Annotated in this window: 18 protein-coding genes and 1 pseudogene; 12 read left to right on the top strand and 7 right to left on the bottom strand. The window is 60.6% G+C overall.

The window, feature by feature from the left end; all coding sequences use genetic code 11:
* Positions 1 to 9: 9 nt before the first annotated feature.
* The 3 genes from ACLGL5_RS30600 to ACLGL5_RS30590 all read right to left on the bottom strand — a co-directional run bounded on the left by ACLGL5_RS30600 (position 10) and on the right by ACLGL5_RS30590 (position 2229).
* Complete coding sequence (locus tag ACLGL5_RS30600) at positions 10 to 1158, bottom strand: amidohydrolase (RefSeq protein ID WP_069092752.1); 1149 nt, start codon at positions 1156 to 1158, stop codon at positions 10 to 12.
* Between the two features lie 48 nt (positions 1159 to 1206).
* Positions 1207 to 1662 carry a hypothetical protein gene (locus tag ACLGL5_RS30595; RefSeq protein ID WP_069092751.1) on the bottom strand — a complete coding sequence of 152 codons (456 nt, stop codon included), beginning with the start codon at positions 1660 to 1662 and terminating at the stop codon, positions 1207 to 1209.
* Positions 1663 to 1785: 123 nt separating this feature from the next.
* Entirely contained in the window at positions 1786 to 2229 is a 444-nt protein-coding gene (locus ACLGL5_RS30590; RefSeq protein WP_494372822.1) for an SRPBCC family protein, read from the bottom strand.
* Between the two features lie 247 nt (positions 2230 to 2476).
* Between ACLGL5_RS30590 and ACLGL5_RS30585 the strand changes: the two genes are divergently transcribed.
* The 11 genes and pseudogenes from ACLGL5_RS30585 to greA all read left to right on the top strand — a co-directional run bounded on the left by ACLGL5_RS30585 (position 2477) and on the right by greA (position 14695).
* Positions 2477 to 3337 (top strand): FAD binding domain-containing protein, encoded by an 861-nt coding sequence (locus ACLGL5_RS30585; RefSeq protein ID WP_069092750.1) that lies wholly within the window; start codon positions 2477 to 2479, stop codon positions 3335 to 3337.
* The gene (locus tag ACLGL5_RS30580; protein ID WP_064985961.1) at positions 3337 to 3813 is read left to right on the top strand and encodes a (2Fe-2S)-binding protein; all 477 of its coding nucleotides are present in this window, start codon (positions 3337 to 3339) and stop codon (positions 3811 to 3813) included. Before ACLGL5_RS30585 ends, ACLGL5_RS30580 begins: the two co-directional genes overlap by 1 nt.
* A 2-nt stretch (positions 3814 to 3815) precedes the next feature.
* Positions 3816 to 6080 (top strand): xanthine dehydrogenase family protein molybdopterin-binding subunit, encoded by a 2265-nt coding sequence (locus ACLGL5_RS30575; protein WP_019859699.1) that lies wholly within the window; start codon positions 3816 to 3818, stop codon positions 6078 to 6080.
* Between the two features lie 167 nt (positions 6081 to 6247).
* Entirely contained in the window at positions 6248 to 6493 is a 246-nt protein-coding gene (locus tag ACLGL5_RS30570) for a MoaD/ThiS family protein (protein ID WP_038648544.1), read from the top strand.
* 430 nt (positions 6494 to 6923) lie between these two features.
* On the top strand, positions 6924 to 7517 hold the full coding sequence (ybiA, locus tag ACLGL5_RS30565; RefSeq protein WP_494372821.1) for a riboflavin biosynthesis intermediates N-glycosidase: 594 nt from the start codon (positions 6924 to 6926) through the stop codon (positions 7515 to 7517).
* Positions 7518 to 7523: 6 nt separating this feature from the next.
* Positions 7524 to 9461, top strand: coding sequence for an HAD-IIB family hydrolase (locus ACLGL5_RS30560; protein ID WP_083246833.1), 1938 nt, complete (start codon positions 7524 to 7526; stop codon positions 9459 to 9461).
* The gene (locus ACLGL5_RS30555; protein ID WP_069092748.1) at positions 9458 to 10585 is read left to right on the top strand and encodes a phosphoribosyltransferase-like protein; all 1128 of its coding nucleotides are present in this window, start codon (positions 9458 to 9460) and stop codon (positions 10583 to 10585) included. The genes ACLGL5_RS30560 and ACLGL5_RS30555 overlap by 4 nt, the downstream gene beginning before the upstream one ends.
* Positions 10585 to 12504 carry an ORC-CDC6 family AAA ATPase gene (locus ACLGL5_RS30550; RefSeq protein WP_069092747.1) on the top strand — a complete coding sequence of 640 codons (1920 nt, stop codon included), beginning with the start codon at positions 10585 to 10587 and terminating at the stop codon, positions 12502 to 12504. Before ACLGL5_RS30555 ends, ACLGL5_RS30550 begins: the two co-directional genes overlap by 1 nt.
* A 1-nt stretch (position 12505) precedes the next feature.
* The gene (locus tag ACLGL5_RS30545) at positions 12506 to 13675 is read left to right on the top strand and encodes a hypothetical protein (RefSeq protein ID WP_069092746.1); all 1170 of its coding nucleotides are present in this window, start codon (positions 12506 to 12508) and stop codon (positions 13673 to 13675) included.
* A 277-nt stretch (positions 13676 to 13952) separates the two neighbouring features.
* Positions 13953 to 14183: a hypothetical protein gene (locus ACLGL5_RS30540; RefSeq protein ID WP_141700963.1), complete on the top strand. Its 231-nt coding sequence runs from the start codon at positions 13953 to 13955 to the stop codon at positions 14181 to 14183.
* A gap of 30 nt (positions 14184 to 14213) precedes the next feature.
* Positions 14214 to 14695: pseudogene (greA, locus tag ACLGL5_RS30535) on the top strand (transcription elongation factor GreA).
* On the opposite strand, the gene ACLGL5_RS30530 reads toward greA, so the two are convergent.
* Positions 14692 to 15648: an ornithine cyclodeaminase family protein gene (locus ACLGL5_RS30530; RefSeq protein ID WP_069092745.1), complete on the bottom strand. Its 957-nt coding sequence runs from the start codon at positions 15646 to 15648 to the stop codon at positions 14692 to 14694. The pseudogene greA and the gene ACLGL5_RS30530 overlap by 4 nt on opposite strands.
* A gap of 91 nt (positions 15649 to 15739) precedes the next feature.
* A complete protein-coding gene (locus ACLGL5_RS30525; protein ID WP_245307201.1) occupies positions 15740 to 17608 on the bottom strand; it encodes a putative bifunctional diguanylate cyclase/phosphodiesterase in 1869 nt (622 codons plus the stop codon).
* 447 nt (positions 17609 to 18055) lie between these two features.
* On the opposite strand from ACLGL5_RS30525, the gene ACLGL5_RS30520 reads away from it, so the two are divergent.
* Positions 18056 to 18469, top strand: a complete 414-nt coding sequence (locus tag ACLGL5_RS30520; protein ID WP_069092743.1) for a DOPA 4,5-dioxygenase family protein — start codon at positions 18056 to 18058, stop codon at positions 18467 to 18469.
* A 67-nt stretch (positions 18470 to 18536) separates the two neighbouring features.
* Here the strand turns inward: ACLGL5_RS30520 and ACLGL5_RS30515 are convergent, their stop codons facing one another.
* Complete coding sequence (locus ACLGL5_RS30515) at positions 18537 to 18905, bottom strand: response regulator (protein ID WP_069092742.1); 369 nt, start codon at positions 18903 to 18905, stop codon at positions 18537 to 18539.
* 16 nt (positions 18906 to 18921) lie between these two features.
* Positions 18922 to 19563, bottom strand: a complete 642-nt coding sequence (locus ACLGL5_RS30510; RefSeq protein ID WP_494372959.1) for a sensor histidine kinase — start codon at positions 19561 to 19563, stop codon at positions 18922 to 18924.
* Positions 19564 to 19567: the final 4 nt, after the last annotated feature.

The following is a 19567-nucleotide window of genomic DNA, read 5'->3' as shown; positions in this document are numbered from 1 at the left end:
CGGGCGAACTCACCCCAGCAGATTGCGCGCCGTGCGCATGAAGATCCTCGAGCCGATCGGGATCAGGTCGTCGGGAAAATCATAGTCGGGATTGTGCAGGGAAGGGTGCCGTTCGCCGGCACCGAGGAAGAACATCGCCGATCTCGCGCTATGGCCGAACAGGCCGAAATCCTCCGAGGCGCGCATCGGCAGGGCTTCCTGCCCATGCACGACGCCTTCCTCGTCGAGCGCGCGTTGCAGGTGCTCCACCGCGTCCGGCGCGTTGACGCTGGCGACGAAGATCTCGTGATAATCCCAGCGTGCGGAGAGGCGATGGCGGGCCGCGATCTCGGTGACCAGCGCTTGCGCCGCGGCGCACAGATCCGCCATGCGCTCGTCGCGGCGGGTGCGCAGCGTCGCCCACACCTCGGCATGCGCGGGCGCGATGCCGAACACGGCTTCGCCCATCGCGGCATGGGTGACGGTGACCATGGAAAAATCGTCGTCGGCGAAGGTGGCGCGGCCGAGCGCGGGCAGCGCCGGCATCAGCTCCGAGATCGCCGGCATCGGCGAAATGCCGGTCTCGGGCATGGAGGAATGCGCGGTCTTGCCCTCGAGCACGATGCGCATGCCGCGCGAGGCGCAGTTGACCACGCCGGGCTTGAGCCTGACCTCGCCGAACGGCACGCCGGGCAGGTTGTGCAGCGAGAAGGCGAAATCCGGCGCGATCTCGCCATAACGCGGATCGGCGACGACGCCGGCCGCGCCATTGCCGGTCTCTTCCGCCGGCTGGAACATCAGCACGACGCGGCCGCTGGCCGGGCGCTCGCGCCCGAGCTGGCGGCCAAGGGCGGCCAGGATCGCGGTGTGCCCGTCATGGCCGCACATATGCGACTTGCCGGGCACTTGCGAGGCATGCGGCACGCCGGAAAGTTCCTCGATCGGCAGCGCGTCGAGTTCGGAGCGGAACAGCACGGTCGGCCCGGCCTTGCCGCTGTCGTAGACGGCCGCCACGCCATGCCCGCCGAGGCCGGTCAGGACCTTGTCCGGCCCGGTGTCGGCGAGGAAGGAGACGACCTCTTTCGCCGTCTTTTCCTCCTCATTGGAGATTTCCGGCTGCCGGTGCAGCTTGCGCCGCCATTCGGTCAGCTCGACGATATCCTGGTTGGTCAGGGTCATGCGTTTGCGCCTCCGTTTGTTCCGATCGGCACAGTGTCGCAAACGCTGCTAGCGCACGCGATTGGGGCAGAGCGCTTTGAACTGGTCCAGCGTCACATCGTATGACGAGGCGCCGGAGCCATCGAGCACCACATTGTCATCGATCGATGTGATCAGGTAATCCGTGGTCACCTCACTGCCCTTGTTGCGGCCCTGGAACAGCATGTTGCCGCCATAGAAAGTGGTGAATTTGCCGGTCTTGCAGTTGGCGGTGATCTCGAAATGCAGCGGCGACTTCATTTCCGCGTCTATGCACTCCTTGGAGAAATCGTGGCCATATTCGCGGCAGTAGACGCCGGCCTTCTGCCTGTTGTGCTTGGCCAGGATGCTGGCGTGCTCGGAGCCGATGCCAGACCTTTTGACGATGGTGAGTTCCATTCCCACCTTGTTGCCGTAGTAGATGGTCCTGGCTTCGGCAGAGGTGGCCAGCAGCAGGGCGGGAAGCACGAGCAGAAGACGTCGCATGAAAAATCCTCCCTTTGGCCGGGAGGATTTCACGCACGCGATCGCACGGTCAAGGCCTCAACGCACAACCGCCGCCGATGGGCATGTCATCGGCGGCGGCGCTACGCAGTTTCTGGACTGGCCTTACTGATTGATCTCCGGCTCGACCAGCTTTGCCAGGTTCCGCAGCAACTCCTGCCAGCCGAGATAGCAGGCCTCGACTGGGATGACGTCGGGAATGCCGGCCTGGGTGATGTCGATCTCGGTGCCGACCGAGACTTTTTTCAGGATCACCGTCACCTGGATCTCGCCGGGCAAATTGGGGTCGTCGAACCTGTCGGTGTAGCGCAGGCGCTCGCCCGGGACGAGTTCGAGATATTCGCCGCCGAAGGCATGGCTGCCGCCCGTGGTGAAGTTGCGGAACGACATCTTGAACGTGCCGCCGACCTTGGCCTCGAGATGATCGACCGTGCAGGTGAAGCCGTTCGGCGGAAGCCATTTGGCCAGCGCGTCGGCTTCGACGAAGGCGCGATAGACCTTTTGCGGGCTGGTGGTGAGAACGCGGTGCAAACGTACGGTACCGGGCATATCGTGTCCTTTCATGATGCCAGTTCGATGTCCCAAGGACGAACGGGGCTTGACCGATCCGACACGGGCTCGCAAATTTTTCGAGAACCCGGCCACGGGCCTGTCACGAAGGCGTAGGGCAAAACAGGTCGATTTGGGACTCGATTTTACGGTGGCTGGACTAATCGTCGCAAACGACGAACCCGATAGCCATTATGAGGAGAGTGTTTATAACGGTCGCTGAAATCGCGATATCCAAGGGGAGACGATGCGCTACATACGTCCGCTTTCAATCGAAGATGCCGTCGGCCAATTGGCCGGATCGGCTGGCATATCAGCCATTCTGGCCGGAGGCAGCGACCTCCTGGTGAGGATGAAGGGGGGCTTCGTCGAGCCCGACCTGATCGTCGACATCAAGTCGATCGCCGGCTTGAGCGACATCCGCGAAACCGCCGACGGCTTCAGCATTGGTGCTGCCGTTCCCTGCGCCGTGCTGGGCGAGAATGCCGCCCTGAAGAAATCATGGCCGGGCGTCGTCGAGGCGGCCAAGCTGATCGGCTCCAAGCAGGTGCAGGGTCGCTGCACCATCACCGGCAATCTGTGCAACGCCTCGCCGGCGGCCGACAGCGTGCCGGCGCTGGTGGCCGCGGGTGCCAAGGCAGTGATCGCCGGACCTTCGGGCAAGCGCACCATCCCCGTTGAGGCCGTGCCGATCGGGCCGGGCAAGACGTCGCTCGCCAAGGGCGAGATCATCGAGGCGATCCTGCTCGACAAGCGCTCGCCGCGTTCGGGCGATGCCTATCTGCGCTTCATTCCGCGCACCGAGATGGACATCGCCGTGGTCAGCGCCGGGGTGAACCTGACGATCGACGAGCATGGCGTCGTCACGGCGGCCCGCGTGGCGCTGGGCGCGGCGGCACCGACGGTGCTGCTGGTCGACGAGGCCGCCGAGGCGCTTATCGGCAGGAAGCTGGACGAGGCAGCGCTGGAGCGGTTGGCCAAAGTCTGCGCCGGCGCCTGCCGCCCGATCGACGACAAGCGCGGTACCATCGAATTCAGACGGAAAGTCGCGGGCGTGCTGGCCAGGAGAGCCGCAACGACCGCCTACGCACGTGCAGGAGGCAAATAATGGCTGGCATTGCAGTCTCGACGACAATCAACGGCGACAATATCGAATATCTCTGCCAGCCTGACGAGACGCTGCTCGACGTGCTGCGCGACCGGCTCGGCCTGACCGGCGCCAAGGAAGGCTGCGGCACCGGCGATTGCGGCGCCTGCAGCGTCATCCTCGACGACCGGCTGGTCTGCTCATGCCTGGTGCTTGGCGCCGAGGCCGAAGGCCGGCGCATCGAGACCGTCGAAGGCATGGCGCATGGCGACCAGCTGCATACGCTGCAGCAGAAATTCCTCGAGCACGCGGCGCTGCAATGCGGCATCTGCACGCCGGGCTTCCTGATCGCGGCCAAGGACCTTTTGGCGAAAAACCCCGACCCGACCGAGGAGGAAATCCGCTTCGGTCTCGCCGGGAACCTCTGCCGCTGCACCGGCTATGACAAGATCGTGCGCGCCGTCCAGGACGCCGCAATTGTGATGAAGGGAGCCTGAAGATGAATTTCGATCCGCGTTTTTCCGGGCGTAAATTCGCATCCGTCGGCACGCGCCCCATCCGCCCCGACGGCGTCGACAAGGTGACGGGCCGCGCCCGCTATGGCGCCGACTTCAACATGGCCGGCCAGCTGGTCGGGCGCGTGCTGCGCAGCCCGCATGCGCATGCGAAAATCCTCAAGATCGACACGTCGAAGGCGGAAAAGCTGAACGGCGTGAAGGCGGTGATCACGGCGAAAGACCTGCCCGACCTCACCGATGGCGATGCCGCCATGTACGACATCCTCGACAATTGCATGGCGCGCACCAAGGCGCTCTATGACGGCCATGCGGTGGCCGCCGTCGCGGCGATAGATGCCCGCACGGCAAGGCAGGCGCTGAAGCTGATCGAGGTCGAGTACGAAATCCTGCCGCATGTCACCGATGTCGACGAGGCGATGCAGCACCACGCCCCGCTGATCAATGACACGATCTTCACCGAGGGGCTGGAGGAAAAGCCGGTAAAGCCCTCCAACGTCACCAAGCGCAGCCAGTTCGGCCACGGCGATGTCCATCAGGGTTTCGGCCACGCCGATTTCATCGTCGAGCGCTCCTTCAAGACCGAGCAGACGCACCAGGGCTATATCGAGCCGCATGCCTGCGTGGCGAGCGTCTCGTCCGACGGCACCGCGGACCTCTGGGTCTGCACGCAGGGCCATTTCGTCTACCGCCAGCATTGCGCGCAGCTGCTCGGCATGGAAGCCTCGAAGCTGCGCGTCACCTCCTCCGAGATCGGCGGCGGCTTCGGCGGCAAGACGCATGTCTGGGCCGAGCCGGTGGCGCTTGCCTTGTCACGCAAGGCCGGCCGGCCGGTGAAGCTGGTCATGACCCGCGACGAGGTGTTCCGCGCCTCGGGTCCGACCAGCGCGACCTCGATCGACGTCAAGATCGGCGCCCGCAAGGACGGCACCATCACCGCGGCGGAAGCGACGCTGCGCTACAGCGCCGGCCCCTATGCCGGCTCCTGGGCCGAGATCGGCGCCATGACGGCGTTCGCCTGCTACAAGCTCGATAACGTCAAGACTGTCGGCTACGAAGTGCTGGTCAACCGGCCCAAGACCGCGGCCTATCGCGCGCCGTCGGCTCCGATGGCGGCCTTCGCGGTGGAAAGTGCGGTCGACGAGCTCGCCAAGGAGCTCGGCATGGATCCGGTCGACTTCCGCATCAAGAACGCCGCGCAGGAAGGCACGCGCTCGTCCTACGGCCCGGTCTACGGCCCGATCGGCATCGGCCCGACGCTGGAAGCGGTGAAGCACCATCCACACATGAAGGCGCCGCTCAAGAAGAACCAGGGCAGGGGCATGGCCTGCGGCTTCTGGTTCAATTTCGGCGGCCAGACCTGCGTGGACCTCAACATCGGCATGGACGGCTCGGTGTCGCTCGCCGTCGGCACGGTGGACGTGGGCGGCTCGCGCGCGTCGCTGTCGCTGGTGGCGGCGGAGGAGCTCGGCATCGACTATGCCCAGCTCAAGGCGGTGGTCGCCGACACGTCTTCGCTCGGTTACAACGACATGACCGACGGCAGCCGCGGCACCTTCTCCTCCTCGATGGCGACCATCTCGGCCGCCCGCAACGCGATAAAAATCCTGCGCGAGCGTGCCGCGCAGATGTGGGACATTTCCGTCGACGACGTGGTCTGGGAACAGGGCCACGCTGTCGCCAAGGGCGAGAAGCACGGCAATCTCGGCAAGCTGTCGCTGAAGGAGATCGCGGCCGAATCCGGCAAGACCGGCGGGCCGATCGCCGGCCACAGCGAGCTCGTCGCCGACGGCGCCGGCGTCTCCTTCGCCACCCATATATGCGACATCGAGGTCGACCCCGAGACCGGGTCGACCCGGGTGATCCGCTACACGGTGGTGCAGGATGCCGGCAAGGCGGTGCACCCGACCTATGTCGAGGGCCAGTACCAGGGCGGTGCCGCGCAAGGCATCGGCTGGGCGCTCAACGAGGAATATATTTACGGCAAGGACGGAAGGCTGCAGAACGCCGGCTTCCTCGACTACCGCATCCCGGTCTGCTCCGACCTGCCGATGATCGACACGCAGATCCTGGAAATCCCCAACCCCAACCACCCCTATGGCGTGCGCGGCGTCGGCGAAACCTCGATCGTGCCGCCGCTGGCGGCGATCGCCAACGCGGTGTCGAACGCCGCCGGCGTGCGCATGACCCACATCCCGATGTCGCCGCCGCGCATCCTGGCGGCGATCGAGGCGGAACGGGGAGAATAGGGCGAAAGCTAGGGGTAAGGTGTGTTGAGATTCAGGTCAGGCCGAGCCGAAAGTGGCGGGTTCCGAGAACCGGAGCGGAGCGTACTTGAAGTACGTGAGCACCGGAAGCCCAGGAACCTGCCATTTGCAGGCCGGCCTCACCTGAATATCAGCACACCATAGCGGCGATGGTCGAAGTCACCCTTTGGGGCGCGCTCGGCCAGCTCGCCGGCGGCAAGAGCAAGGTCGAGGTCGAAGCCAAGGACATCAGGGAGCTGTTCAGGAAACTGGCTGAACAGTATCCCGGGTTTGAGCCATGGATCGATCGCGGCATTGCGGTGGCGATCGACGGGACGATCTATCGCGATACGTGGTCGAAGAAGCTGCCGCCGGGGGCGGAGATTTTTTTGCTGCCGAGGTTGGCTGGGGGGTAAAGGAGCGAAGGCACGCTACCGCCGCTGATCGGGATCCGGCCCGTCACGTGGACTTGAGAAACGGCTCGATTGGCTGGGCAATTGCTTACCAGCTCCGCCGGTGAGTCATGCGACTCCCACGAACGTTATGCACTATTGGTGGACACCTGAAAGAGGGCCGATTTACTGGTCTGCCCCGTTACAGACCTCTCACGTTCGAGAACCAAGGCCGAATCACACGGCCCTTCGCAGGGGTCTGATGGCTAATACTCTCGATCGTATTCCGGCAATCCTTGCCGTTGATTGATGGGCAAAAGCTACCAGTCTCGCTCTGTAACATGACGATGTACCGTAGCGATTATATCGCTGGAACGGTCACGGCCATTTTCGAGGTTGGTGCATGTGCGTATGGCGTGCGACATACTAATCGCGGGAGTAGGATCATCAGAGGATGAAGTCGGAGCGCTGCCACGGAATGAAATCCACAAAAATAGCCTTGAACGCTCAGCCTGAAGCGGATGTTATCTCATTCTATCGGGCCAACGAGCGCCCTTATGGCGTGTTAAGTAATCTTTATCGACGGGAGATCGAGTTCGAGGGGCGCATTTTCCCTACATCCGAACACGCGTACCAAGCTGGAAAGGCCCTCAAACCTGCCGTTCGAGAATGGATTTTGGCCGCGCCGAGTCCTTCACTTGCGGCCATGGCCGCACACGGTCTTTACACGTGGGACGTGGTTCCCAACTGGGCGAGCATAAAGTTTGACCGTATGCGGGCAGTCCTCCGTGCCAAGTTCACGCAACACTCTGATCTGGCGGAAATCCTAGTTTCCACCGGTACGAAAAGGCTGGTCGAAGTTGGCTCCGTGAACAATGCCGTCAATCGACTTTGGGGAGAGATCAACGGCAAAGGCAAAAACATGCTGGGTATCATGCTTATGGAATTGAGGGACCAGATTTCCTGTCACACAGTAGGACACGCTCCGCGATCAAAACGGGAAGAAGTAGCCGATCAACAGCAATCTGTTTGCTTAAATGCGCGCTGACTCCCGATGACGCCATATGAAATCGAACTGGAACAACTGCAAGCAAGCCTCGACAGAGCACACGCTGAGTCGATCGAGCCTCTCAAATCGGCGATTGCCGGCGCAAGCCAATCGAGTGTCATTGCCGTGGGTTCTGGCGGCTCCTACACAGTTGCCTCCCTTCTATGCAGCCTCCACGAGGCCTATACAGGTCGCATTTCAAGGCCGATTACCCCGCTCGAACTGATCTGCAATCCAACTTTGGCGTCCACCAGCCCGATTTTCATCTTCTCCGCTGAAGGCAAAAACCCAGACATATTGGAGGCATTGCAGCGAGCTCGTCAGCATAGCTCTAGGGCTGTCCATGTGATCACTAACAGGCAGAATAGCCCGTTAATGGATCTGGTCCGGTCGATGAATGACGTCACCCCGCACGTATTCGATCTAGCCCAGAAGGACGGATATCTCGCGACCAACAGCCTCGCCTTGAGCGCCTCCCTAGTTGCGCGGGCATTCGGCGAACTCGATAAGGATGGCCCGCCTGATCTTTTCAGGATGTCTGACATCCGCTTCGATCAGCTCTCCTTGTTCGAATGGTTGGAAAGTGCGAGCGCGTTTGCGAGCGAGGCCGTTACTCGTAGAAGCATGATCATTGTCTTTTCACCGCGCCTCCGGCCCATTGCCGAAGATCTTGAATCGAGGTTTGCAGAATCCGCTCTGCTCTTCATTCAACTTGCCGATTTCCGTTCCTTTGCACACGGGAGACACTTGTGGCTGACTGAGCGATCCAACGACACAGCGCTTCTAGTGATTACAGAGCCTACTGTTGGAGGACTTTGGCAGGACATGCGTGCGCAGGTCCCTTGCGAAGTGGCGACATTTGAAATGCCGCTGAACGGATCGACTCCGACAGATCTGATCGCGGGCCTTCTGGGCGGTATGCATCTTGTCTCGAAAGTCGCAAATGCCGCAGGGAAGGATATCGCCAAACCGACGATCTCCGAGCTTGGCCGCAAACTGTACTATGCGAAGCTGGGCGAATTGGTACCGCCGCCTGAAGAAGAACAGATCCGTGGCGAACACTCCAAGTATGAGGTTCTGGGTGCCAGGTGGCCAAGCCGTCGCAGCAGCGGCAAAATTCGCCGCGCCCGGCTAGAGGCAGAAGCATCATTGGAGAGTCAGAAGTTTCGGGCGGTAGTCTTCGACTACGACGGAACATTGTGCAGCTCAAATGCAGTGGATACACCGCCGCCCGAGGCGATTTGCGCCCATATTCGGCGGCTGGCCGAAGCCGGCGTCATGATCGGGATTGCTTCAGGACGCGGCGGCTCGATAGCAGAGAGCTTCGAGAGTTTGTTCGATAAGTCTATTTGGCCGCGAATTCGAATGGGTCTTTACAATGGCGGCTGGATCGGCGAACTCGGCCACCGACCGCCCGCACAGGCAGGTTTGAATGACTTCCTAATTCATGCGAAACGGATTGTGGCGAGCTTGAAGTCTAGTGGTGTGCCAATTTACGTTGTACGTGAAAACCCTCCTCATCAGTTGAGCGTACGCTTCCAGAATGGAGTCAGCACTGAGGACATGTGGTTCGTCGTTGCGGACGCAATGAAGCAATCGGGGCTTGAGACCGGGACTATTCTTAGAAGCAAACATTCTATTGATATCCTTGCAAGCGGGGTTAGCAAATCGCACGTTGTCGCAAACATTGTGCAACGCGAGCGTATAGATCCCTATGAAATCGTGACGATGGGTGATCTGGGCGCATGGCCGGGAAACGACTCGTCGTTGCTGCAACATCGCTTTTCCCTAAGCGTCGATCTTCCATCGAGACGTCTTGACCGTGGTTGGAAATTGGCGCCTCGGTTTAAGAGAGATGTCGATGCAACCTTGTGGTATCTGGACCGTATGCAGACCTCTGATGAGGGGAGTTTCAGCTTCTCGCTTTCCGGTCAGGAAGAATGAAAGACGTCAACGCTCAAGCTCTCCTCGCTCAAGTGATGGACTGGAAGGATCCCGAAGTCGTTGGGCGTAACGCTACCGTTCTGCAATTACTGGCCGAATATAAATATAATCATTATCAACGGTTTGGGCCAGGAAAACAATTTGTCGAGAGCTTGGCTTTGTGGCTAAACCAATTCGACAAGAATGATCGGCCGGTGGCGCTCGAATTGGTTCGTGACAAGCTGATTTTTATCTCCGAACGCGAGATTTCGCACCTTGTTAAACTTTCTTACCCCGATGTGATTGTCCAAGACAGAATCCGATTGGTCGCCGAGGAAAATGAAATAGCGCCACACAAGGTGGCCTCATTGGCGACGCACCCCCGTTTCGAGGAGTTGAGAATCCGGTCGCTCTATCTTGGGTTGAGCGACGGCGCTCATACTAACGAACTTAGACGGGCCAGCAACGGAGCCATCAGTAACGAGCAGATCTGGCAGGCTTATGAGCTAGGAGACGCCAAGGCGGAGGACATGCTGGCAGCGCTTCACAAATCTCTGACGGCCGGGAGCTTTATTCCGCGCGCGGGCGCAAGTCAAAGTGACAAGGAACGCTTTAGTCTCGTTTGGCTAGTGGACGATTTCTCTGGGAGTGGTAACACTTATATCCGATATGATGCTGAAGATCGCAAATTCAAAGGAAAGATAAAGAAAATATATGAGCGAATTTATGAGGGCGACCTGATCAACCCGAATTACTATGAAGTGTCTCTCCTTCTATATGTCGCGACTAGGCAAGCGATCGACCACATTGAATACTGGTCAGAGCGGTTCACGAACGAAAAGGGCTATAAGCCACTGAAAGTACATGTACTTCATCCGATCGAGAAATACAGCTCACTCTCGGCGCCCCTCGATGCTCCAATTATCGAGATCGCCAAACAGGATCGATACTACGACGAAAGAGCTAGTGACGAACACATTAGGATAGGGGGCACGCGTGACGCAAAGCTTGGATTCGCGGCGTGCGCGCTTCCGCTAATCCTGTCTCATAATACCCCGAACAACTCGATCTATGCGCTGTGGGGCCCGGAAGACAGGTCGTTCTTCGGCCTATTTCCTAGGGTAAGCAGGCATCGAGAACTGTAATGGCATATCGCGCTAATCCCTTTCTTGAACGTATGTCCGAGCGGACAACGTCCGATCAGGACTTCGTTCACCTGTTCTCGCCCAAAATCCTGGAAAAGCTCCACGAGGACTGTTTTAAGGGTGCGGTCCATATTTTTCGCAGTCCGCCTGGCGGCGGCAAGTCAACAATATTGCGGGCCTTTACCCCTAACTCATTGCGGGCGTTTTGGAACGCCGGACCCAATCAGGCAGAAACGTACAAATTCCTGATCGACCGGGGTGTGTTGGGTGAAGAGGATGGGCCCGTCACATTGGGCGTAATGGTATCTTGCTCGTCGGGCTATGCGGATCTGCCCCCCGGTGCGTCGAATGCCAGCACTGAGTTGTTTCGGGCGCTCCTGAACTGCCGCATTGTAATGCGCACGTTACGCAGCCTGTCAGAATTCCTCAATAATGGTATGCCCGATGCGCTTGAGAACGTGCAACTGCACTATGCTGCCGATGCCAATGGATTGAGAGCCATCCCTCTTCACGATACCGCAGCAGCTATGATGAAATGGGCCGAAGACAGCGAGAGGGCCGTCTACGAGCATCTTGACATCTTATCGTCGAACAGGGCGGAAGATCCGCCTCCCTCCCATGCCCGCTTTGAATCTGTGTTATGGCTGCAATCTGTCCGTTTCTCTTACAAGGGCAGAGACGTTGCGGTAAACCGGCTGTTGATGATCGACGATGTTCAAGCCCTACGAAAGGCGCAGCGCTCGCTTTTGATCGATGAACTGGTCACGCTGCGACCGTCTATTCCGGTATGGCTGGCGAGCCGAACCATCGCGTTTGGCGACGAGTTTCTATCCCAAGGTGCAAGAAGTGGCCGTGATGTGCGTGAATACGCGCTAGAGGAGTTGTGGGGGACTGGCAGCAACAACAGACAGTTCATAGCCTTCGCGCAGAGCATCCTTGATCGAAGGTTTCAAATGCAAACTGTCGTTCCGGGTCAGGCTTTCGCGCAATACCTTCAGGAGAACTTTCCGCTCAACGAGTTGAACGATGCCTATGTCGAAGCGCAGTCGTTGTTCAACGTCTTCGCTGTCCGGCATAAGCGAAATATCCGCTATTCGGACTGGTTGGCCAATGCAGCAATTGGACCGCCGACGCCGAGCCTTGACGCGATCATAAACCTCTATGTTACTAGAATCCTGATCGCGCGAGACGAGGCAGACAAGCAGCTTTCGCTTGAGCTGACTCCGCTTCCAGCTGAAGAGCTTCAAGAGCGTGACAGTGCCGCGACAAAAGGCGCTGCCGAGATTTTTCTCAATTTCGAGCAGAAATTCCCATATTATTATGGCATCGAGAGATTGTGTACACTGGCGACGAATAATGTCGAAGAGCTCTTGTTTTTAGCGGCAGCGCTTTACGAGGGAATGAAGGCCAAGCAGGTTCTTCGACAAAGAGCAGCTCGGGAGTTGCTGCCGCAGGAGCAGGAAAAAAGATTCAAGGAAGCTGCCGCAAGCAAGCGTGATTTCATAACGCGCAACCACAAGGACGGCACCATGGCTCAGCGATTGCTGGATTCGATCGGCCTATTCTGTCGGGACCGGACTTTCCAGCCCAATGCCCCCTACGCTCCAGGTGTAACTGGCGTGCGGCTGTCTAACTCTGAGCTGTCGAAATTTGAGCGCACCCAGGACCAGACCAAGATTGGCAAGTTGAAAAAGGTACTCTTCGAATGCGTTGCTGAAAACCTTTTGGTAACTCGAGAAAGTTCTGCAAGCACAAACCGCGAAGGTGGCACTGTGTTCTACCTTAACAGAACACTCTGCGCGCACTTCTCCTTGCCGCTCCAGTACGGAGGTTGGCAGGAAACCACAATCCAGAAGTTATCGGACTGGATGGACGGTGGCTATCAGCCTACGGCAAAGCTCAGCTTGGAAGGTCGATGACATGATCTGGGAGAACTATGTCTTCCGTCGCGGAGTCGCGGTCGAAGACCTGTGGGACGATATGTATGCGGATCGTAAGGCGAACAATCGTCCGATGCGCCTTCTGTACATCGCTGGTCGCGGTTTCGACCTGAGGGCAAACGATGTCATTTCCAAATATGTTGAGCGGCTGAACGCGTCTGGGTGCCAGATTGAACAGGCGACCCTTCTTCTTATCGGCTTTGGTGGTTATCAATTGTCGTCTGAACTCGAGGAGCTGACGGAAGAAAATGCAGGCATTCTGGAAGAAATATTCAGTCGTGTTGGCAAGGTCGAAACCTACTTCATCGACGAAATAGAAGATGACGAGGAGTTGAATGCGACCATCATGCTGCGGCTTGGCGCATCCAAGATCCTTACATATCTGGACGACGTTACCGACGTCGTCCTCGATGTCAGTTCGCTGCCTCGAATTGTCTATCTCACAATTCTTCTTTCTATCTTGGCCCGGATCGTCCCGGCAACAGATAGTCAAGACCGACTGACGCGTCAGGGCGTGACCTTCCAGGTTTTGGTCGGTGAAGATCCCGAACTCGATAGCAAAATAGCAGCTCTAGACCCGAGTAACGATCTCGTATTGATCCCGGGCTATTCGGAGGCCTTTCAATCAGAGACGTTAAGGGATATGCCGATGGTGTGGTTTCCAATACTTGGGGAAAATCGCCTCGCGCAAGTGTCGAAGGTCGAAAGCAACATCCCTGAGTGGGCGGAAATTTGTCCTGTTTTACCACACCCATCAAGGGATCCGCGGAGGGGTGACAAGCTCCTCACGGAGTATGACAACGCGTTTTTTGTAAAGCGGCAAACACCACTCAGTAATATTATTTACGTTCACGAAGGTCATCCATTTGAGGTGTACCGGCAATTACTGGAGGCAATGCTACGCTTCCGAAATACATTAGCTGTTATAGGTGGAAGCCGCCTTGTTGTTACACCGCTCGCGAGTAAATTGATAACTGTAGGGAGCGCATTAGCTTGTTTCGAAATGAAGATGCGTTCCGTTGATACAACGTCCGGCGTTGCCATTCCTTATGCGGAGCCAAAGCGTTATATTGCGGATGTAGATGCGCTGCGATCTTCGAAGCCAGATCTGTCTGTTCTCGTTCTATCCGGTGATCCGTTTCAGGTATAGTTGGTGCATTAGTCAGACTTCTATGCGCCGATTGCTTTGCGGGCTGCAACTGCTCAGTCGCAGTCGACATGCGTCGTGAAGTATCAGTTAAGGGTTCGGGTGCGAAGGTCGACTTCGGGGTCCAATCTCCCTCATATGGCACCCCCATCGCAGCAAAAAACGTCTACATCTCCCTCAAAGTCGCCGTGATTGCGCAATCCTCACTTCGATCTCGCGCCTCCCCGCCAACATCTCATCCCCCGCCACACCCTCAAGCATCGACCACAATAACTCCGCCTTGGCCGAGCAGCATCGCGACCTTCTCCGCCAAAGCGGCCGGCGTGCCCGATCCCTGCCGATACCGCTGGGCCATGCGGTCGTTCTCCGGCTGGTTGCGGATCAGGCCTTCGAGCGCGCCGACCTCGCGGCCCAGCCGGTTCAGCGCCTGGGCGTCGCGACCATTTATACTTCCGCCGCCACCACCCGTCGAATTGTTGAAGCTTTATCTTCGCCCATGGTCTATCCGTAACCATCACCATCCCACACGGAGTTACTCCCATTGAGTGTAGCCTTTGCCAAGGAGGAAAGTGCTGAGGCAGCGTCGGAAACCATCCTGCCGGCTCGCCCTATTTCCGATCGGATCAACCTCGTCACCGAGGCGGGTCTCAAGATGCTGCATGATGAATTGGCTCGCGCCCGGGGGCGCTGGAGGCCGCCAGCGTGCTGGACGATGTCAACGAGAGGCGACGGCAGTCGGCGGTTCCGGTTCGCGATGTCACCTATTATGCCGAACGCGTCCGCACGGCTCAGCTCATGCCGGTGCCGACGTCCAATGACGTGATCGCCTTCGGGCACACCGTTACCTTCGCGCGTGATGATGGCCGCACCCAGACTTTCCGCATCGTCGGCGAGGATGAGGCCAACCCGGCGCAAGCTTCCATATCGCATGGTTCGCCGGTTGCCATCGCGCTGATTGGCAAGAGCGTTGGCGATGTTGTCCAGCTGGGGCAGCGCGAGCTCGAGATCCTGTCCATCTCCTAGTAGACCACCCCCGCCGCCTTTGCCCGCAGATACGCCAGCCCCGCCACCGCCAGATCCCCCACGGCCATCCCCCGGAACACAAACGCCGTCGCCTCACCGGCGCCCTGCCGCCCCACAAAATCACCGCAGACCAGGCCCGTCAGGTCGCCGGCGACCAGTGCTGCGTCGACCATGGGTTTGGGCATCTGCTTCTCCTGCTCCAGGTCGTCGACGACGATGCGGTCGAGGCAGCGCATCGTTGCCGGCAGCCAGGGCAAAGCGAGGTCGGTTATGGCGGTGAAGCTTCCCGGCTTCAGCCAGTTTGCGTCGAGGAACGGTTCGGGTTCGGGCACCAGCGTCACCGTCGACACCACCATGTCGGCGCCCTCCACCGCGGCCCTTGCCGTGTCGCAGGGGATTGCCTGCAGGCCGCGTGACCGCGCCATCTCGCAAAGCGCGTCGCGATTGCTTTTTCCCCGACCGAAGGCGCGGATTTCGCGCAGCGGAAAGAGGTCGGCGAACGCTTCGAGGTGGCCGCGCGCTTGCACCCCGCAGCCGATGAAGGCGATGGACGACGCATCGTGCCTTGCCATGCGCCTGGCGGCGACGGCGCTGAGGCCCGCCGTGCGCTTGGCCGTCACCCAATTGCCGTCGACCAGGGCCAGCGGCAGGCCCGTCTCGGCGTCGAGCAGCGTGATCAGCGAATTGAGCGTGGCCAGGCCGCGCGCGGCGTTGCGCGGGTTCACCACCAGCGACTTGGTGGCCAGAACGGGCGGCACGGTGGCGACGCCGAGCGTCGCCATGAAGTAGCGGTCGTCGCCCGGCCATACGGCCGCCTTCGGCGCACACCAGACCTCGCCCCGTCTCTGGCCGACGATCTGGCGTTCGATCTCGTCGACGATTTCTGGCGTGGAGATCGCCAGGCGATCGAGAACCGCCGATGACAGATAGGGCAGGGTTTCGGCAGTGTTCATCGTGTCATGTTTCCCCAGGAAAACCATCAGACTACACGATGCGCGCGGGGTCGAAAGCCTCGCGCCGCGAGCGGTGTTGCGGCACGCGAGGTCAGGCCGCGCCGCTCAGGCGTCTTGCGGCGGGGTCGAACAGCGCTTCCGCCGCCAGCGTCTGGCTGGAATGGGCCGCTTCGTAGGCAAGCGCCTCGGGCGCGGGGAGGGCGGGCGAGAAGAGAAACCCTTGCGCGACCATGCAGTCGAGCGAGCGCAGGATCAGCCGGTCGGCGTCCGTCTCGACCCCCTCGGCCATGACCTCTATGCCCAGCGTGCGGCCGAGATCGATGACCGTCTTGACCAGCGCCTGGTCCTCGACGGACTTGGCCAGGTCGCGCACGAAATGCTTGTCGATCTTGATCTTGCTGATGCGGCTGTTCTTCAGCGCCACCAGGGTCGAAAAGCCGGTGCCGAAATCGTCGAGCACGATCGATATGCCGGCGTCGGCGAGGCGGCCGATCTTTTCGTCGACCCGTTCGCGGTCGACCGGCGCTTCCTCGGTGATCTCGATCTCGAGCATCGCCGCGGGCAGGTTCCTCGCCCTCAGCATGTCCAGGATCATGTCGTCGACATTGCCGGCCTCGAGCTCGCGCGGCGACAGGTTCATGGCGACCCGCACATCGCCGCGGCCGTTCTTCACCAGGGCCTCGATCATGGCGCAGCAATTGCGGAACACCGTTTCCGTCAGCAGCGGAAGCAGGCCGGTCTCGCGCGCCGCGTTGACGATCTCGGGCGGCGCGATCGCGCCGTGGAGCGGGTGCTGCCAGCGCAGCAGCGCCTCGAAACCGACCACCGCGTTGGTGTCCAGGCGCACCAGCGGCTGGAACCACGAGCTGAGCGCGCCGGCCTCGGCGGCGCCGCGCAGGTCGCGCTCGATGCAGTGCTTGCGCTCCAGCGCCTGGTCGAGCCCGGCATCGAACAGACAGTATTCGTTCCTGCCCTTGCGCTTGGCGGCATAGAGCGCGAAATCGGCTCGCAGCAGCATTTCCGTCAGCCGCGGTTTTTCCGAGATGTAGATGCCGATCGAGGCGCCGACGCGCACGGAGTTCAACTGCGGATCCGGTTGCGCGATGGCCGCGATGAGGGACGAGGCGAGCGCGCCGGCCGCTTGCCGGGATGTCGCGGCGGGGAACAAGAGCACGAACTCGTCGCCGCCGATGCGGGCGATCGTGGCACCCTGCGGCGCATGGTCCTCGATCCTGCGCGCGACCTTGACCAGCAGGTCGTCGCCGATGTTGTGGCCATAGGTGTCGTTGACGGATTTGAAGCCGTCGAGGTCGATCAGCATGGTCACGAACGGGCCGTCGGAGGGCCCGAGCTCACGGATCGCCTGCTCGAGCCCGTACCGGTTGAGCAAATTCGTCAGCGGGTCGCGCCTGGAATTTCGGTCCATCTCGGCGGCTAATTCCGTCGCCTCGTATTTGAGGCGGCTGGCCTCGCGGAAGCTGGCCTGCCCGATCAGCGCGCTCCTGACCATTCCGCAGAGGAAAAGCACGATGGTGAAAGCCAGCACATAATTCTCGATGCCGCCCTTGGCCGCCACGCATCCGGCGGCGACCAGAAGCGGCATTGTCATGAAATTGATCGGCGCCGGTGCATATGAGGCCGAGTAGGTGACCGCGCCCGCCGACAGGCCCGAGAGCACGATCAGATAGAGCGGCGCCTGGGCCGTGGTGTAGCCGTCCGCCAGCAAGGCCAGGAAAGACCAGGCTATTCCCGACAGCAGGGCCAATGCGCCGTAGAGGGACAGCCAGGCGCCGACCCGCCTAGGGTCTCCGTCGGAAATGTTTGGCCGGAAGACGGCAAGCACCAGGCGCGCGCCGTTGATGATGCTGACCGTCGCGAACCACAGGACCGCGTCAAGACCGCCATGCGAAAGCAACTGCACGACCAGGACCAGCGCCGACAGCACCGTGCCCACAGGCATGGAAATGAAGATCCCTTTCCTCAGATCAGCGAACTGATCGCGGAGGATCCCCGTTGCCACGGCTTCGCTCTGCCCCTTGGGAGGGGGGCCAGCAAACAAGCGCTGGAAATGCCTTGCCATGGCATCGTGGTTAGGACAGCGGAATGAAAATCGTGTTAAGGATTTCAGCGGTTTACGGCTTGCCTTGCAAATAAAGGCAGACGCCGTTCCGCGGCCGAGGTTCGCAATGCCCCCCTCGGTAGCGCTGGGTCATGCGGTCGTTTTCCGGCACCGGCTGGTGGCGGATCAGGCCTTCCAGCGCGCCGACCTCGCGGTCCCTGCGCTCGAGCGGCTATCGAGAGCCATGTTCCCGGCCGTGCAGACGACCCCGGGCAGCGGACCTTGCTTAAACCCTTGTTCTTGGGCTGAATGGCGCAACGCAGCCACGCTGCGAGGGAGGGTATCGAGATGACCCAAGACAGTCCAAGACCGCTTGCCGAGATCGCCAGCTATCACGCCCATATCTATTTCGACGGGCCGGCCGAGCGGCAACATGCCGAATGGCTGCGCCTGCGCATCGGCGAGCGTTTCCGCGTGCGCCTGGGCAATTGGCACGAGGGGAAAGTCGGCCCGCATGACCAGGCCATGTACCAGGTCTCCTTCGCCAACGAGATTTTCGGCGCGCTGGTTCCGTGGCTGATGCTGAACCATGGCGGCCTGAGCATCCTCATCCACCCGAATACGCAGAACCCCAAGCGCGACCATCTGGTCGATCCGGTCTGGATCGGCCGGCCGCTGGGGGTGCATGGCGAGGTGCTTCCGGATGAGCATGAGGCGGAAGAGGCGCTGGAGCCGAACACCGAGCCGACGCTGCCGGCGTAGGGCCTGGCCAGCTATCCGTCGCACGGGATCGGGCGTTCGCAAAAAGCCGACAAGTAAGGTACCGTGCCTAACCGAGCAGCCCCTGGATGGTGGCCGCCACGGCTTGCGGCGCGTACGGCTTGGGCAGGAAGACGCCGCCGGTCGGCATGGCGTCCCGGGTCGGCTGTTGCTTGCCTGAGGTGATGATGATCTTGACCGGCGGCCAGCGGTCGCGCACCGCTGCGGACAAGCGCAGGCCGTCCATGGAGCCGGGCATGTCGATGTCGGTGAACAGGATGGCGATGTCCTGACGGCTTTCCAGTATTTGGATCGCCTGGTCGGCATTGCTCGCCTCCAGCACGCCAAACCCCGCCTCGCGCAGCTCGTCGGCGATGGCGAACAGCAGAAAGGCTTCGTCTTCGACGACGAGGACGGTGACAGGCGTCTGAATGGTCATAGCATGCCTTATGTAGTCAGTACGGTGCTGTCGGCAATTGGGGTGCCGGTGCGTTCAGCACGCATTCGACGCCGTCGGGGTGGTAGTCGATCTTGACCGATCCGCCGAAGTCGGTGCCGAAGACGCGCTCGATCAGGAACCGGCCGAAACCGCGCCGGCTCGGCGGCGTCACCGGCGGCCCGCCGCTTTCGCGCCAGCGCCAGATCAGCCTGATGCCGCCCGAACTCTCGTGCGACGGTCGCAGCGACCATTCGATGACCACCTTGCCTTGCGGGGTCGACAGCGCGCCATATTTCAGCGCGTTGGTGGCCAGCTCGTTGACGGCGAGCGCCAGCGTCAGCGCCATCTTCGGGTTGATCGGCAGGGCCGGGCCGGAAATCGAGATCTGTTCGAGCGGGAAGGTGGCGATGGTGTTGTCGACCACTTCGCGGATCGAGGCGCTGGTCCAGCGGGTCTTGTTCAGTATGTCATGGGCGTTGGCCAGTGCGCGCAAACGCTCGTTGAAGGTCGCGCTCGCGGTGGCGATATCGGTGTTGCGCAGCGTCTGCGAGGCGATGGCCGCGACCATCGCCAGTATGTTCTTGATGCGATGTTCGAGCTCGTGGGTCAGCAGCTCCTGCCGCGCCTGCGCCTCGCGCCGGTCGGTGACGTCCTGCATGACG

It is taken from the genome of Mesorhizobium sp. U510 (genome assembly GCF_059180695.1).
The sequence above is the reverse complement of the archived record's forward strand: the minus strand, read 5'-3'. Positions and strand labels throughout refer to the sequence as shown.

What these genes read in the sequence shown, in the direction of transcription:
- ACLGL5_RS30545 (WP_069092746.1), top strand. Translation starts at nt 12,506, where the DNA reads ATGATCTGGGAGAACTATGTCTTCCGTCGCGGAGTCGCGGTCGAAGAC.
- ACLGL5_RS30600 (WP_069092752.1), bottom strand. Translation starts at nt 1,158, where the DNA reads ATGACCCTGACCAACCAGGATATCGTCGAGCTGACCGAATGGCGGCGC.
- ACLGL5_RS30520 (WP_069092743.1), top strand. Translation starts at nt 18,056, where the DNA reads ATGACCCAAGACAGTCCAAGACCGCTTGCCGAGATCGCCAGCTATCAC.
- ACLGL5_RS30555 (WP_069092748.1), top strand. Translation starts at nt 9,458, where the DNA reads ATGAAAGACGTCAACGCTCAAGCTCTCCTCGCTCAAGTGATGGACTGG.
- ACLGL5_RS30550 (WP_069092747.1), top strand. Translation starts at nt 10,585, where the DNA reads ATGGCATATCGCGCTAATCCCTTTCTTGAACGTATGTCCGAGCGGACA.
- ACLGL5_RS30575 (WP_019859699.1), top strand. Translation starts at nt 3,816, where the DNA reads ATGAATTTCGATCCGCGTTTTTCCGGGCGTAAATTCGCATCCGTCGGC.
- ACLGL5_RS30590 (WP_494372822.1), bottom strand. Translation starts at nt 2,229, where the DNA reads ATGCCCGGTACCGTACGTTTGCACCGCGTTCTCACCACCAGCCCGCAA.
- ACLGL5_RS30570 (WP_038648544.1), top strand. Translation starts at nt 6,248, where the DNA reads ATGGTCGAAGTCACCCTTTGGGGCGCGCTCGGCCAGCTCGCCGGCGGC.
- ACLGL5_RS30560 (WP_083246833.1), top strand. Translation starts at nt 7,524, where the DNA reads ATGACGCCATATGAAATCGAACTGGAACAACTGCAAGCAAGCCTCGAC.
- ACLGL5_RS30515 (WP_069092742.1), bottom strand. Translation starts at nt 18,905, where the DNA reads ATGACCATTCAGACGCCTGTCACCGTCCTCGTCGTCGAAGACGAAGCC.
- ACLGL5_RS30595 (WP_069092751.1), bottom strand. Translation starts at nt 1,662, where the DNA reads ATGCGACGTCTTCTGCTCGTGCTTCCCGCCCTGCTGCTGGCCACCTCT.
- ACLGL5_RS30580 (WP_064985961.1), top strand. Translation starts at nt 3,337, where the DNA reads ATGGCTGGCATTGCAGTCTCGACGACAATCAACGGCGACAATATCGAA.
- ACLGL5_RS30525 (WP_245307201.1), bottom strand. Translation starts at nt 17,608, where the DNA reads ATGCCTGTGGGCACGGTGCTGTCGGCGCTGGTCCTGGTCGTGCAGTTG.
- ACLGL5_RS30585 (WP_069092750.1), top strand. Translation starts at nt 2,477, where the DNA reads ATGCGCTACATACGTCCGCTTTCAATCGAAGATGCCGTCGGCCAATTG.
- ACLGL5_RS30530 (WP_069092745.1), bottom strand. Translation starts at nt 15,648, where the DNA reads ATGAACACTGCCGAAACCCTGCCCTATCTGTCATCGGCGGTTCTCGAT.
- ACLGL5_RS30510 (WP_494372959.1), bottom strand. Translation starts at nt 19,563, where the DNA reads ATGCAGGACGTCACCGACCGGCGCGAGGCGCAGGCGCGGCAGGAGCTG.
- ybiA (WP_494372821.1), top strand. Translation starts at nt 6,924, where the DNA reads ATGAAGTCGGAGCGCTGCCACGGAATGAAATCCACAAAAATAGCCTTG.